At 58.5% G+C, this 13,706-nt stretch carries 12 protein-coding genes; 8 read left to right on the top strand and 4 right to left on the bottom strand.

Features of this window, described 5'->3' with window-relative positions; all coding sequences use genetic code 11:
• Positions 1-91: 91 nt before the first annotated feature.
• The gene (gene aceA, locus DLM_RS15230) at positions 92-1,390 is read right to left on the bottom strand and encodes an isocitrate lyase (RefSeq protein ID WP_045847570.1); all 1,299 of its coding nucleotides are present in this window, start codon (positions 1,388-1,390) and stop codon (positions 92-94) included.
• Positions 1,391-1,843: 453 nt separating this feature from the next.
• Here aceA and grpE point away from each other — a divergent pair, with 453 nt between their 5' ends.
• From grpE to dnaJ, 3 genes are all read left to right on the top strand, one after another.
• Entirely contained in the window at positions 1,844-2,389 is a 546-nt protein-coding gene (gene grpE, locus DLM_RS15220) for a nucleotide exchange factor GrpE (protein ID WP_089085641.1), read from the top strand.
• A gap of 133 nt (positions 2,390-2,522) precedes the next feature.
• Entirely contained in the window at positions 2,523-4,442 is a 1,920-nt protein-coding gene (gene dnaK / locus DLM_RS15215; RefSeq protein WP_089085642.1) for a molecular chaperone DnaK, read from the top strand.
• 130 nt (positions 4,443-4,572) lie between these two features.
• On the top strand, positions 4,573-5,700 hold the full coding sequence (gene dnaJ, locus DLM_RS15210; RefSeq protein ID WP_089085643.1) for a molecular chaperone DnaJ: 1,128 nt from the start codon (positions 4,573-4,575) through the stop codon (positions 5,698-5,700).
• Between the two features lie 144 nt (positions 5,701-5,844).
• On the opposite strand, the gene DLM_RS15205 is transcribed toward dnaJ, so the two are convergent.
• Positions 5,845-6,954: a porin gene (locus tag DLM_RS15205; RefSeq protein WP_089085644.1), complete on the bottom strand. Its 1,110-nt coding sequence runs from the start codon at positions 6,952-6,954 to the stop codon at positions 5,845-5,847.
• A gap of 295 nt (positions 6,955-7,249) precedes the next feature.
• Positions 7,250-7,534: a hypothetical protein gene (locus DLM_RS15200; RefSeq protein ID WP_145985869.1), complete on the bottom strand. Its 285-nt coding sequence runs from the start codon at positions 7,532-7,534 to the stop codon at positions 7,250-7,252.
• A gap of 28 nt (positions 7,535-7,562) precedes the next feature.
• On the opposite strand from DLM_RS15200, the gene hemB reads away from it, so the two are divergent.
• Both hemB and DLM_RS15190 read left to right on the top strand, forming a co-directional pair.
• The gene (gene hemB, locus DLM_RS15195; RefSeq protein ID WP_089085646.1) at positions 7,563-8,567 is read left to right on the top strand and encodes a porphobilinogen synthase; all 1,005 of its coding nucleotides are present in this window, start codon (positions 7,563-7,565) and stop codon (positions 8,565-8,567) included.
• Positions 8,568-8,630: 63 nt separating this feature from the next.
• On the top strand, positions 8,631-8,840 hold the full coding sequence (locus DLM_RS15190; protein ID WP_089085647.1) for a hypothetical protein: 210 nt from the start codon (positions 8,631-8,633) through the stop codon (positions 8,838-8,840).
• Between the two features lie 21 nt (positions 8,841-8,861).
• Here DLM_RS15190 and DLM_RS15185 read toward each other — a convergent pair whose 3' ends face one another.
• Positions 8,862-9,767: a LysR substrate-binding domain-containing protein gene (locus tag DLM_RS15185; protein ID WP_089085648.1), complete on the bottom strand. Its 906-nt coding sequence runs from the start codon at positions 9,765-9,767 to the stop codon at positions 8,862-8,864.
• A gap of 110 nt (positions 9,768-9,877) precedes the next feature.
• Here DLM_RS15185 and DLM_RS15180 point away from each other — a divergent pair, with 110 nt between their 5' ends.
• The 3 genes from DLM_RS15180 (at position 9,878) to DLM_RS15170 (ending at position 13,629) form a co-directional block, all read left to right on the top strand.
• Positions 9,878-10,981 (top strand): tartrate dehydrogenase, encoded by a 1,104-nt coding sequence (locus DLM_RS15180; protein WP_089085649.1) that lies wholly within the window; start codon positions 9,878-9,880, stop codon positions 10,979-10,981.
• Between the two features lie 111 nt (positions 10,982-11,092).
• Positions 11,093-12,664, top strand: a complete 1,572-nt coding sequence (locus DLM_RS15175) for a BCCT family transporter (RefSeq protein WP_089085650.1) — start codon at positions 11,093-11,095, stop codon at positions 12,662-12,664.
• A gap of 11 nt (positions 12,665-12,675) precedes the next feature.
• The gene (locus tag DLM_RS15170; protein ID WP_167467135.1) at positions 12,676-13,629 is read left to right on the top strand and encodes an alpha/beta hydrolase; all 954 of its coding nucleotides are present in this window, start codon (positions 12,676-12,678) and stop codon (positions 13,627-13,629) included.
• Positions 13,630-13,706 lie beyond the last annotated feature (77 nt).

The following is a 13,706-nucleotide window of genomic DNA, read 5'->3' as shown; positions in this document are numbered from 1 at the left end:
TTTAATAAATTGCAGCAGCAAAACAAAACGCCCGCGAGCGCGAGGCTGGCGGGCGTGGTAACAAGAGCTGGCATGCAGCTCTTGTCCTGGCTTAGTGGAACTGCTCTTCTTCGGTGGAGCCGGTCAGCGCGGTCACGCTGGATTGGCCGCCTTGAATCACGGTGGTGATATCGTCGAAGTAGCCGGTGCCCACTTCTTGCTGGTGCGATACGAAGGTGTAGCCACGTTCGCGGGCAGCGAATTCCGGCTCTTGTACCTTCTCAACATAAGCCGACATGCCGCGGGCAACGTAGTCTTGTGCCAGGTCGTACATGTTGTACCACATGTTGTGGATGCCAGCCAAAGTGATGAACTGGTATTTGTAGCCCATGGCACCCAGTTCGCGCTGGAACTTGGCGATGGTGGCATCGTCCAGGTTCTTCTTCCAGTTGAAGGACGGCGAGCAGTTGTAGGCCAGCAGTTTGCCCGGGTGTTTGGCGTGAACGGCTTCAGCGAACTTGCGGGCAAATTCCAGATCCGGGGTGCCGGTTTCGCACCATACCAGGTCGGCGTAGTCAGCGTAGGCCACGGCGCGGCTGATGGCTTGTTCCAGACCCTTCTTGGTCTTGTAGAAGCCTTCGGCAGTGCGCTCGCCAGTCAGGAAAGGCTTGTCGTTGGCGTCGTAGTCGCTGGTGATCAGGTCAGCAGCTTCAGCATCGGTACGGGCAATCACCAGGGTCGGCACGCCGTATACGTCAGCAGCCATACGGGCTGCGATCAGCTTCTGGATGGCTTCCTGGGTCGGAACCAGTACCTTGCCGCCCATGTGGCCACACTTCTTCACGGAAGCCAGCTGGTCTTCGAAGTGAACGCCACCGGCACCGGCGCGGATCATGGCCTTCATCAGTTCGTAAGCGTTCAGCACGCCGCCGAAACCGGCTTCGGCATCGGCCACGATGGGCGCGTAGTAGTCAACAAAGCCAGGCTGGCCTTTTTCAACACCCTTGGAGTGCTGGATTTCATCGGCGCGGGTGAAGGCGTTGTTGATGCGCTCTACCACCTTCGGCACGGAGTCCACCGGGTACAGGGACTGGTCCGGGTACATGGCGGAGTATTCGTTGTTGTCGGCGGCGACTTGCCAGCCGGACAGGTAGATGGCCTTGATGCCGGCCTTCACCTGCTGCATGGCCTGACCACCGGTCAGCGCGCCCAGACAGTTGATGTAGGGTTCGTTGTTGACCAGGTTCCACAGTTTCTCGGCGCCTTGGCGGGCCAGGGTGTGTTCCACTTGTACCGAACCACGCAGACGCTCTACGTCGGCAGCGGTGTAACCACGCTTGATACCTTTCCAGCGCGGGTTGGTGTCCCAGTCATGTTGAATGGCGGCGATACGTTGTTCGCGAGTAGTCATGTTCAAACCCTTCTCGAATAGTTTTCTCTGCAGAGCCGGTAAATTCCGGCAGTCCTCTGGCCAAATGACATTCCGGTTTTTCCGGACTGATTTTGTTGACAACGGTTTATGTCCATTGCCCCTTATGACCACCGGATGCCCGTGGCTGACGGCTCTCCGGGTGGGTCACTTAGCATGTGTGAGCCATTATATGCACAAAAAAAATGGCTTGTGTGCAGTGCAACACCGAAAAAAAACCGATGTTCAGAAGATAACAATCATGGCGAAAACCGAAGGTAATATTGCGCGCATTTTGTTGCAGTTGCGAAAACAAAAGTCCGAAAACGCGCAGCCTGGTGAGGCCCGGTAACAGGCGCTGTTACCGGGGGGCAAGACAAAGGACTTGAATTCCCTGCAAGAGACCTTATCTGAGGTCGGGACATTGTTAAAAGCCGACTTTTTTGAGGTCTTGCCATGCAGGAAAACCAGAACAACACGAACAACGAAGCCGTCGTTGAGGACGTGAACAACGCCGCTGCCAGCGAACAGCAAGTAGAGCAAACCGTGGAACAGCGCATTGCCGAACTGGAAGCCCAGGTGGCCGATCTGCAGGATCAACTGCTGCGCAGCCGTGCAGACCAGGAAAACCTGCGTCGCCGCAATGCCGAAGAACTGCTGAACACGCAGAAATACGCCATCAACAAGTTTGCCCAGGAACTGGTTCCGGTAAAGGACTACCTGGAAATGGCGCTGCTGGACCAAAGCGGTCAGATCGACACCCTGAAAATGGGCGTGGACATGACCCTCAAGCAGCTGGTGGCCGCCTTTGACAAGGCACAAATCAAGGAAATCAGCCCGGCAGTGGGCGACAAGCTGGATCCGCATCAACACCAGGCGATGAGCGCGGAAGAGTCCGACGCCGAAGCCAATACGGTGTTACGGGTGCTGCAAAAAGGTTATCAGCTGGCTGAGCGCACGCTGCGTCCGGCCATGGTGATCGTGGCCAAGGCCAAGGCCTGACACGAAACACATAAAAAGGTTCTTGGCCGGCTCTTGAAAAAGACCATATAGCCAATACCTATGAACGCAACAGGCCTCGGCTATCAGCTTGCTGGCCGTAGTCGCAACGAATTCAGATATAAAGGAATACAACATGGGCAAAATCATTGGTATTGACCTGGGTACGACCAACTCCTGCGTAGCCGTAGTTGAAGGTGGCAACCCGAAAGTGATTGAAAACGCCGAAGGTGCTCGCACCACGCCTTCCATCATTGCTTACATGGAAGATGGCGAAATCCTGGTAGGTGCACCGGCCAAGCGTCAGGCCGTCACCAACCCGAAGAACACCCTGTACGCAGCCAAGCGCCTGATCGGTCGCCGCTTCGAAGACAAGGAAGTGCAAAAAGACATCGACCTGATGCCCTTCCAGATCATGAAGGCTTCCAATGGCGACGCCTGGGTGAAGGTACGTGACCAGGAACTGGCTCCGCCGCAAATCTCCGCAGAAGTGCTGCGCAAGATGAAGAAGGCTGCCGAAGACTACCTGGGTGAAGAAGTGACCGAAGCGGTGATTACCGTACCGGCCTACTTCAACGACAGCCAGCGTCAGGCCACCAAGGATGCCGGCCGTATCGCCGGTCTGGAAGTAAAGCGCATCATCAACGAACCGACCGCTGCTGCGCTGGCCTTTGGCCTGGCCAAGCAGGAAGGTGACCGCAAGATCGCCGTATACGACCTGGGTGGTGGTACGTTCGACGTTTCCATCATCGAAATCGCCGACGTTGACGGCGAGCACCAGTTCGAAGTGCTGTCCACCAACGGTGACACCTTCCTGGGTGGTGAAGACTTCGACCAGCGCATCATCGATTACATCGTGACCGAGTTCCAGCGCGAACAGGGCGTGAACCTGAAGAACGACGTAATGGCCCTGCAACGTCTGAAGGAAGCTGCTGAAAAGGCCAAGATCGAGCTGTCCAGCGCCACCCAGACCGAAGTGAACCTGCCGTACATCACCATGGACGCCACTGGTCCGAAGCACTTGGCCATGAAGATTACCCGTGCCAAGTTCGAAAGCCTGGTTGACGACCTGATTACCCGCTCCATCGAGCCGTGCCGCGTTGCCCTGAAGGACGCTGGTGTATCCCTGTCCGACATCACCGACGTGATTCTGGTGGGTGGCCAGACCCGTATGCCGAAGGTACAGGATGCGGTGAAGGAATTCTTTGGCAAGGAACCGCGCAAGGATGTGAACCCGGACGAAGCCGTGGCCGTTGGTGCTGCCATTCAGGGTTCGGTACTGTCCGGCGATCGCAAGGACGTGCTGCTGCTGGACGTGACACCGCTGTCGCTGGGTATCGAAACCCTGGGTGGCGTGATGACCAAGCTGATCCAGAAGAACACCACCATCCCGACCAAGGCATCGCAAACCTTCTCCACGGCGGATGACAACCAGACTGCGGTTACCATCCACGTGCTGCAAGGCGAACGTGAAAAGGCAGCGGCCAACAAGAGCCTGGGTCAGTTCAATCTGGGTGACATTCCGCCGGCACCGCGTGGCATTCCGCAGATCGAAGTGGAATTCAACATCGACGCCAACGGTATCCTGCACGTATCGGCCAAGGACAAGGCCAGCGGCAAGCAGGCCAACATCACCATCCAGGCTTCCTCCGGCTTGTCCGAAGAGGAAATCCAGCGCATGGTGAAGGATGCCGAAGCCAATGCCGAGGAAGACAAGAAACTGCACGAACTGGTGACTGCACGTAACCAGGCAGAAGGCCTGATCCACAGCGTGAAGAAGTCCCTGTCCGAGCATGGCGACAAGATCGACGCGGCTGAAAAGGCCAAGATCGAAGACGCTGTCAAAGCCGCTGAAGAAGTGGTGAAGGGCGAAGACAAGGCTGTCATCGAAGCCAAGACCGAAGAACTGGCCAAGGCCAGCCAGAAGCTGGGCGAAATCATGTACGCCCAGGCTCAGCAGGCTGAAGCTGGCCAGGGTGCTGCCGATGCCGGCAAGGCCAAGGACGAAGGCGATGTGCTGGATGCCGAGTTCGAAGAAGTAAAAGACAAGAAGTAAGCCGGCGGCTTGCTGATTGAACGAGGCACAGGGAATGGCGGAGGGTGCTCCACCGGCCTCTGTGCCTTTGCCATGTTAAGAAGATCATTGCCTGCCGTACCGGTTGGTCACGGCCAGAGAGTGAAACACCATGTCCAAAAGAGATTTTTATGATGTGCTCGGCGTCAATCGCGATGCTTCCGAGGACGACATCAAAAAGGCTTACCGCAAGCTGGCGATGAAGTATCACCCGGACCGTAATCCGGACAGCAAGGAAGCCGAAGAAAAGTTCAAGGAAGTCAAAGAGGCGTATGAAATCCTCTCTGACAGCCAGAAGCGCAGCGCCTACGACCAGTTTGGCCACGCCGGGGTAGACCCGCAGGCCGGTGCTGGCGGTGGTGGTGCCGGCTTTGGCGGTTTTGGCGATTTTGCCGATATCTTCAGCGACATCTTCGGCGGTGGCCGTGGTGGCGCTGGTGGTGGTCGTTCCAATGTCTATCGTGGCGCAGACCTGCGCTACAACCTGGACATCACGCTGGAAGAAGCCGCCCGCGGCTGCGAAAAGCAGATCCGCATTCCTTCGCATGAAGATTGCGAAGTGTGCCACGGCACCGGTGCCAAACCGGGCACCCAGCCCAAGACCTGCTCCACCTGCGGTGGTCATGGTCAGGTGCGGATGAGCCAGGGCTTCTTCTCCATCCAGCAAACCTGCCCGACCTGCCATGGTACCGGCAAGCAGATTACCGACCCTTGCACCAGTTGCCATGGTGCCGGTCAGAAAAAGACCAACAAGACGCTGAACGTGAAGATTCCGGCTGGCGTGGACGAGGGCGACCGCATTCGTCTGTCCGGCGAAGGCGAACCGGGGCAGAATGGCGGGCCGTCGGGTGATTTGTATGTAGTGACCCACATCAAGCAGCACGCGGTGTTCCAGCGTGATGGCATGGATCTGCACTGCGAAATGCCCATCTCCTTCGCGACGGCTGCCCTGGGTGGCGAGATTGAGATCCCCACGCTGGACGGCATGGCCAAGGTGAAGATTGCCGCCGAAACGCAAAGTGGCCGCGTATACCGTTTGCGCGGCAAGGGCGTGAAGGCGGTACGTGGCACCGATTATGGCGATCTGCACTGCCATGTGGTGGTGGAAACCCCGGTCAAGCTGACCGAGCGCCAGAAAGAGCTGCTGCGCGAATTCGACGCCATCAGCCAGGGCGATGCGGCCACTCACAATCCGCGTTCCAAATCCTTCATGGACAAGCTGCGCGATTTCTTCGAATAAGTGCTGCCTGTGATGGAAAAACAAACGGAGCCTGCGGGCTCCGTTTTTTATTGGCAGCGCAATATTAGAACAAAATGAAAAAAGCCACCGCGGCAGTGCGGTGGCAAATGACTTTCTTCAAAGGAACCAGCCAGTGGGCCGTGCTTAGAAGTTGTGCTTCAGCATCACCCAGGTAATGGTGGCCTTGTCCTGAGCCCAACCCATTGCAGTTTGTGCGCCCTTGTCTTCTTTCACCTGACCGTAACCGGCTTCAAACATGGTGCGCTTGCTCAGGCTGTAATCCAGAGCGGCAGCCCACTGCGTGGCACCCCAGTCTTGCGACTGACCGTCTACCTTGACGCTGCTGCGCTTGGAGTAGACGAAGGACGGCTTGAAGGCGCCAATGGTGTAGGCAACATTGACGGCCCAGACATTGCTGGTCAGCTTGTTGGCACCGGTGTTGGCAACGGTGGTATTGGCGATGCCGGCAACAGCTTGGCTGCCATCGGTATTGGTTGCCCAGGCATTGCCCCACAGGCTGCTGCGTTGCAGGGTGGCAGCCAGGTACAGATTGTTGGCGTCATAGCCGAATTCAACGCGGTGAATGCCGCTGTTGTGGTCTGCCACGGTGTTGTACTTGGCCATGTAGGCGTAAGCACCGAAGAAACCGGAATTGGCGTAGGCCAGACGGGTACCCAGGGTGTTGCCGGTTTTCTTGCCGCCGGCAACCTGAGATTCACCAGAGCCGAGCTGGACGATGGCATTGAAGCCGTTCAGGTCCGGGCTGTCATAGCGCACACCGTTTTTCACGCGGCTATCGCCATAGGCACCGAATACATCCGTGCCTTCGTACAGAGGGAAGGCAATGCCGGTGCTCGCATCGCGACGCGGGCCGTACAGGTTGTCGGTGGATTCGGTTTCGCCCAGTACGTCGTCGATGTAGCCCAGACGAACTTTACCGAAGCCGCCTTCCACGCCGACAAAGCTGGTACGGTTGGCGAAGGTGCCGGCACCGGTGCCGCTGGTGGCAACGCCATCCACGTTCATGCCGGTTTCAACCTGCCAGATCGCTTTCAGGCCATTGCCCAGGTCTTCGTTACCCTTGAAGCCGATACGGCTGGCGAAGTCGTCCACACCAGTGCTCGACTTGAAGCTGGTGTCGGTGCTCTTCATGCTGTCCAGGCCAGCACGGATGGAGCCATAGATGGTGACATCGGCATGAGCCAATACCGGCATGGCTGCCGCAATAGCGGCAGCGAGTACGAGTTTTTTCATTCCTCTAAATCCTTTAATAGTAATTTCTGTGTCCGCCTGATCTGTTGGCAGGCTGGCTGTGGGGGGAATCAAGCCATGTGAAAACTTGATCTCACCGACGGGGCTGAGTGTGCGAAACGGCTGAGAGGGCGTCAACGAACATTTATTAACAAAGCAGCGGGATTCTTGCGCTCAATCGCTTGCCTTATTGTTTGGTTGTGAAGATTTTTTGGTGTAAAAATCTTTTATAATCATATTGTTAAAATTATTTAATGAAGTTCCGTCTGGGCGTGAATATTTGTTTCCAATCGTTGATTCAAGAATGAAACAGTTGTTCCAGCGTGGTTTTTCTCTGTTGCATTTTGGCAAATATGGCGGTTTTTCTACGAAAAATGCGGCTTTTGCACAACAAATATTGTGGCTTGCTATGAGTCTCCAGAATGATTGACATGATTTTTATGCATGGCTGTGCCGCAAGGTCCGCTCTGGCCGGCTGATATCGGTCTGCCGCGGCGGCGGCGGCAGGATGCATGCTTGCCCCGGCGGCAAAATGGCGAATGGCGCTGCCAGTCCGCAGCAACAGGCGTACAATTCCGTTCATTGCCATTGTCCCTTGTGATGGAAACACCATGATTTTTGCCAACCGCTATTTCCCGGCCACCCGCATGCGTCGCATGCGCAAGGATGATTTTTCCCGTCGCCTGATGCGTGAGAATGTGCTCACCACCAATGATCTGATCTACCCGGTGTTCGTACTGGAAGGTGAGAACCGTGAACAGGCCGTGGCTTCGATGCCGGGGGTGGTTCGGCAAAGTCTGGACAAGCTGTTGTATACCGCTGAACAGGCGGTGGCGCTGGGTATCCCGATGCTGTCGCTGTTTCCGGTGATTGAAACCGGCAAGGACAATGCGGCCCAGGAGGCTTACAACCCGGATGGCCTGGTGCCCACCGTGGTGCGCGCGCTCAAGCAGCGTTTTCCCGAGCTGGGCATCATGACCGATGGCGCGCTGGACCCGTATACCGTCCATGGCCAGGACGGCCTCACCGACGACAGCGGCTATGTGCTGAATGATGAAACCACCGAAGTGCTGATTCGTCAGGGCCTGTGCCATGCTGAAGCCGGGGTGGATGTGTTCGGCCCGTCCGACATGATGGATGGCCGCATCGGTGCGCTGCGCGATGCGTTTGAAGAGGCCGGTTTCATTCATACCAAGATCCTGGCTTACTCGGCCAAGTATGCTTCCGCCTTCTATGGCCCCTTCCGTGATGCGGTTGGCTCGGCGGGCAATCTGGGCAAGGCCGACAAGTACACCTATCAGATGGACCCGGCCAACCTGGATGAAGCGATCCAGGAAGTGGCGATGGATCTGGAAGAGGGGGCCGACATGGTGATGATCAAGCCGGGCCTGCCCTATCTGGACGTGATTCGCCGGGTGAAAGACACCTTCCGCGTGCCAACCTATGCTTATCAGGTGTCCGGTGAGTATGCGATGCTGAAGGCCGCCTTCCAGAACGGCTGGCTGGACGAGGACAAGTGCATGATGGAAAGCCTGATGGCCTTCAAGCGTGCCGGTGCCGATGGCATTCTGACTTACTTTGCGCTGGATGCGGCGCGCCTGTTGCGTCGCGCTTGACCGCCCGGCCGCCCCTGGCTTGCCGGTGGCTGGTCAGGGGCTGAACAATGAAGGGAGTAGGTCATGGATATTCTGCACTCCACCTGGTTCTGGCTGTTTGTCATCGTGGCGCTGGTGATGTCCACCATCGGCTCGCTGGCACGCCTGTCCAAGGCTCCGCCGCCGGTTGATCTGCCGGGGGTAAAGCCGCAGCCTTATGCCGAGGACGACGACGAAGATGGGCCGGACAGCCCGGCAGGCCACACCCCTGCCAGCCTGCGCAAGCCCAAGTAAATCTGCCCTGTGCCGCTTGGCTCAGGCCAGCGGACCTTGGCTGAAATAGTGCTGGATGAATTCGACACAAACACGTAATTTGGCCGAATTTGCCAGCTTGACCGGATAAACAGCCCAGACATCTGCCGGCAGGTGATAGTCCGGCAGTATCTGCACCAGATCACCGCGTTCAAGATCGCGGTGTACATCCCACAGTGAGCGCAGCATGATGCCGTGGCCCTGCAAGGCCCACTGGTGTACCACCTCACCATGGTTTGCCGCCAATGCGCCCTGCACCCGGATGCTGCATTCCCCCTGCGGACCATTCAGACGCCACACCCCGAAAGGGTGATCCCTTTCCTTGATCACCAGGCAATTATGCTTGCCCAGTGCGCTCAGTTGCGTTGGCGTGCCATGCCGCGCCAGATAAGCTGGCGCAGCGCACAGGATGCGCCGGTTGTCGGCCAGCTTGCGGGCAAGCAGTTGCGGGGCAATTTCGTTGCCCACCCGGATGTCCAGATCAATGCCTTCCTGTGCCAGGTCGATCAGACAGTCGGCCACTTCCAGGCGGATGCTCAGCTCCGGGTAGTGCCATGCCAATGCGCCCAGCGCAGGTGCCAGATGCACCCTGCCAAAGCCGAAGCTGCTGCTGATGCGCAGCATGCCGCGTGGCTGCTGTTTGCTGGCACCGATCTCCACATTCATCAATTCCACATCCCGCAGAATCTTCTGTGCCCATTCGTGGACACGTTCTCCCTGTTCGGTCAGGGCAATGCGCCGGGTGGTGCGGTCCAGCAGGCGGCAAGTCAGGCACTGTTCCAGCACGCGAATCCGTTTGCTGACATAGGCCGGTGAAACAGCCATGGCTTCGGCCGCGGCGGTAAAACCGCCCTTGCGGACGACCAGACAGAACACCCGCAAATCTTCAAGCTGCAGCAGATCCTTCATGCTTCGTGTCTTCTGTATGCACGGAATGACCGATTATCAGGGCTTTGTTTTCCGCCATGCTAGGCCTCGCAGTACAAGGTCATTACGGCGAAAGAACAGAGGAGAGCGGGATGCAGGCTTACAGGATTGCGGCCATTGCCGGTGATGGCATTGGCAAGGAAGTGCTGCCGGAAGGCTTGCGTGTGCTAAAGGCAGCGGTGCGGCGTTTTGACATTGATCTGTCCGTGACCCTGTTTGACTGGGCATCGTGTGACTATTACCTGCAACACGGCCAGATGATGCCGGACAACTGGTCGGCCATCCTGCAGGGTTTTGATGCCATTTATTTCGGCGCGGTCGGCATGCCGGAGCAAGTGCCGGATCACATATCGCTGTGGGGTTCTCTGTTGAAGTTCCGCCGCGTGTTCGACCAATACGTCAATCTGCGACCGGTGCGCCTATTGCCTGGAGTGCCTTGTCCGCTGGCCAATCGCCAGCCCGGCGATATCGACTTTCTGGTCGTCAGGGAGAACACCGAGGGGGAATACTCTGCCGTCGGTGGCCGCATGTTCGAGGGCACGGAGCGCGAACTGGTGCTGCAGCAATCGATATTTACCCGCCATGGGGTGGACCGCATCCTGCACCACGCTTTTACCCTGGCACAAAGCCGACCGCGCAAAAAGCTGACTGCCGCCACCAAATCCAACGGCATCGCCGTGAGCATGCCGTATTGGGATGAGCGGGTGGCCGCGGTGGCGCAGCACTACCCGGAGGTGCAATGGGAGCTGCAGCATGTGGATATTCTGGCGGCCCGTTTTGTATTGCAGCCCGAGCGTTTCGATGTGGTGGTGGCGTCAAATCTGTTTGGCGACATCCTGTCAGACCTGGGGCCGGCCTGTACCGGCACCATTGGTTTGGCTGCCTCGGCCAATCTTAATCCCGAGCGGCGTTTCCCCTCCCTGTTTGAACCGGTTCACGGCTCGGCACCGGATATTGCCGGTCAGAACATGGCCAACCCCATCGGCATGATCTGGTCCGCGGCCTTGATGCTGGATTTTCTTGGCCACGGCCAGGGGCCGTGCCGCGCGGCCCACGATGCCATCATGCAGGCCATCGCCTCTGTGCTGCTGAGCGGGCCGCTGACCGCCGATCTGGGTGGCAAGGCCAGTACCACCGAGCTGGGACAAGCCATCGTGGCTGCGCTTACGCATGCCCCGCAGGCGGTGCAAGCCTAATCCAGCGCGTGCTGGCGGACCGGTCCGCAGCCGGGCGATCGCGCCGGCAGGACCGCATCATTTCCTTATTTACGAATCCGGCCAGGTCTAGGCCTGGCAGCAGGGGGCAACATGCACAAGCTCACACACAGCCGGCGTGACGTGCCGCTGGCACTGGTCAGTTTGCTCATCGTGATGGTGATGGTCGTCGTGATGATCGCCATGCCGCAGGCTTCGATCGCGGCGGCGGATCGACTGATGTATTGGTGTACCCATGTATTTGCCTCGCCGATCTTGCTGTTTGCCTTTGGCTCGGTGCTGTTTGTTGCCTGGCTGGCAATGAGCAAGTACGGGCAGATCCGCCTGGGCGAGGGCGGGCCGGATTATTCCACCTTGTCGTGGATTTTCATGTTCATCATGTCCGGCATGGGCTCATCGGCCTTGTACTGGGGCTTTCTGGATTGGGCTTATTACTACCAGACCCCCGGTTTGAACCTGCCACCGGCGTCGCCGCAGGCGTTGAAATACAGCGTGGCTTATTCCCTGTTTCATTCCGGTCTGAGTGCCTGGGCCATGTATGCCGTCGGCTCGGTGGCCATGTGCTACTACTATCACGTGCGCAAGAACAAGGGTTTGAGCCTGGCGGCCATTATTGCCGCGATTACCGGCCGCCAGCCTGACGGCGTGCTGGGGCGGCTGGTGGATTTGCTGTTCATGCTGTGCATGTTCGGCGCATTGACCATCTCCCTGGTGCTGACCGCCACCACCTTTACCCGTTTGCTGTCCACCCTTACCGGCATCCCGGACAATTTTGTCACCCAGTTGGTGGTGATTCTCTCGGTTGCCGTGCTGTTCACCCTGTCATCCTGGGTGGGCATGGATGGTGGCATGAAGCGTTTGAGCCAGATGGTGTGCTGGGGCGTGCTGCTGCTGGCCGCTTATGTGTATCTGCTGGGGCCTACCCATTTCATTACCAGCAATGTGTTGTCCAGCCTGGGCTTGATGCTCAGCAGTTTTGTCGACATGAGCTTGTTTACCGACCCCTTGGGCGACGGCAAGTTTACCCGTGAATGGACGGTGTTTTACTGGCTGTGGTGGATTTCCTATGCCCCAGGCGTGGCCTTGTTTGTCACCCGCGTATCGCGTGGCCGCACCATCCGTGAGGTACTGCTGGCCATGATGTTTGGTGGCTGTTCCGGTATCTGGTTTGTTTATGGGGTGCTGGAAAGCTACAGCGTACACAGTTTCATCACTGGCCTGGTGGCCGTGCCACAGGTATTGCAGGCTCAGGGAGGGGAATCGGCCATTGCCCAGTTGCTGGCCCTGTTGCCGGCTGGTCGGGTGGTGATTGCGTTTTTCCTGGCCGTGATGGCGATCTTTCTGGCCGCACACATGGATGCGGTAGGTTACGCCGTCTCCGCCACCTGTACCCGCAATCTGGCGGAAGGCGAAGACCCGTCCCCGGTCGATCGCTTGTTCTGGTGCGTGATGCTGACGCTGGTGCCACTGGCAATGATTTTTGCCAAAGCACCACTCAATACCATGAAGACCACGGTGATTGTGACGGCCATTCCCTTTGCCATCATCACCCTGGTCAAGGTGTATGGCCTGCTCAAGTGGCTGCGTGAGGATTATGGCGATGTCCCGGCGCACCAGATAGGCGAACAGCCACCTCCGGTTGTGGTTGGCAAGCAGTCCAGCTGATGGAGGCGGTGATGGCGAGTGCTTATCAGCTTTCTGCGGAAATGCAGTCTTTTGTCAGGCAGTGCGCCCTGTTTGAGCCCACCGATGACAGCCTGGCGGAGATGCGTGCGGCCTACGATGCCCTGTGCCGCTATTTCACCCCGGCATTGCCGGATGGGCTGCTGTGCGAGGAGCATGTTCTGCCGGCGGCCGGCAGAGATATCCCGCTGCGTCTGTATCGCCCGGCCCGGACAATGCCCGCCGCCGCTTGGCCCGGAGTGCTGTATTTGCACGGTGGCGGCTGGATGCTGGGCGGCCTGGATTCACATGCCTTTATCGCCGCCTCGCTGGCGCGGGAGTGTGCTGCCGCCGTGCTGGTGGTGGATTACCGGCTGGCACCCGAGCATGTCTTTCCGGCCGCCTTCGACGACTGCCTGGCCGTGTGGGACATGCTGAGAGTGGATGGCTTGGCGCTAGGCATCGACCCCGCGCGCGTGGTGGTGGCCGGGGATAGCGCCGGTGGCAATCTGGCTGCAGCACTCTGCCTGGCGGCACGTGACCGGCAAGGGCCGCCGCTGTGTGGGCAGGCCCTGATCTATCCCGCATTGGCGGCGGTGCCGACAGAGCCGGCGGCAAGTGAACATGCCGCTGCGCCGCTGCTGAGCCGTGCGGACATGGCGTATTACCTGGCGCAATACGCGCCGGATCCGGCCATGCATGCCGATCCGCGCCTGGCACCACTGGCTGCGCCCCGGCTGCAAGGTGTGCCACCGGCCTTTGTCGCCGTGGCGGAGTACGACCCGCTGCGAGACGATGGCCTGCGCTATGTACAACGCCTGCAAGCCAGCGGCGTGGCGGCCGAATGCCATCTCGGCCACGGCTTGCTGCATGGCTGCCTGCGCTTCTGGCCACAAGGCATGCAGACGGCGCGTATGTACAACGCACTGGCCGCAGCCATTACGCGCATGCAGGCTGGCCAGACATGACATCGGTGGCGCAGCGGCATGTCATATAGGGCTGCGCCACCTTTCCCCGGCCTTGCCATGCTTATTTTTCGGGCATG

The sequence above is a fragment of the Aquitalea magnusonii genome (assembly GCF_002217795.2).
GTDB classification, from domain to species: domain Bacteria; phylum Pseudomonadota; class Gammaproteobacteria; order Burkholderiales; family Chromobacteriaceae; genus Aquitalea; species Aquitalea magnusonii_B.
Note: the sequence above shows the minus strand (reverse complement) of the source record. Positions and strands in the feature narration are given on the sequence as shown.

Bases quoted from the DNA above. Each gene is read 5' to 3' on its own strand.
- hemB (WP_089085646.1), top strand. From the start codon at position 7,563: ATGATTTTTGCCAACCGCTATTTCCCGGCCACCCGCATGCGTCGCATG.
- dnaJ (WP_089085643.1), top strand. From the start codon at position 4,573: ATGTCCAAAAGAGATTTTTATGATGTGCTCGGCGTCAATCGCGATGCT.
- DLM_RS15170 (WP_167467135.1), top strand. From the start codon at position 12,676: ATGGCGAGTGCTTATCAGCTTTCTGCGGAAATGCAGTCTTTTGTCAGG.
- aceA (WP_045847570.1), bottom strand. From the start codon at position 1,390: ATGACTACTCGCGAACAACGTATCGCCGCCATTCAACATGACTGGGAC.
- DLM_RS15175 (WP_089085650.1), top strand. From the start codon at position 11,093: ATGCACAAGCTCACACACAGCCGGCGTGACGTGCCGCTGGCACTGGTC.
- DLM_RS15205 (WP_089085644.1), bottom strand. From the start codon at position 6,954: ATGAAAAAACTCGTACTCGCTGCCGCTATTGCGGCAGCCATGCCGGTA.
- DLM_RS15190 (WP_089085647.1), top strand. From the start codon at position 8,631: ATGGATATTCTGCACTCCACCTGGTTCTGGCTGTTTGTCATCGTGGCG.
- DLM_RS15185 (WP_089085648.1), bottom strand. From the start codon at position 9,767: ATGAAGGATCTGCTGCAGCTTGAAGATTTGCGGGTGTTCTGTCTGGTC.
- grpE (WP_089085641.1), top strand. From the start codon at position 1,844: ATGCAGGAAAACCAGAACAACACGAACAACGAAGCCGTCGTTGAGGAC.
- dnaK (WP_089085642.1), top strand. From the start codon at position 2,523: ATGGGCAAAATCATTGGTATTGACCTGGGTACGACCAACTCCTGCGTA.
- DLM_RS15200 (WP_145985869.1), bottom strand. From the start codon at position 7,534: ATGAACGGAATTGTACGCCTGTTGCTGCGGACTGGCAGCGCCATTCGC.
- DLM_RS15180 (WP_089085649.1), top strand. From the start codon at position 9,878: ATGCAGGCTTACAGGATTGCGGCCATTGCCGGTGATGGCATTGGCAAG.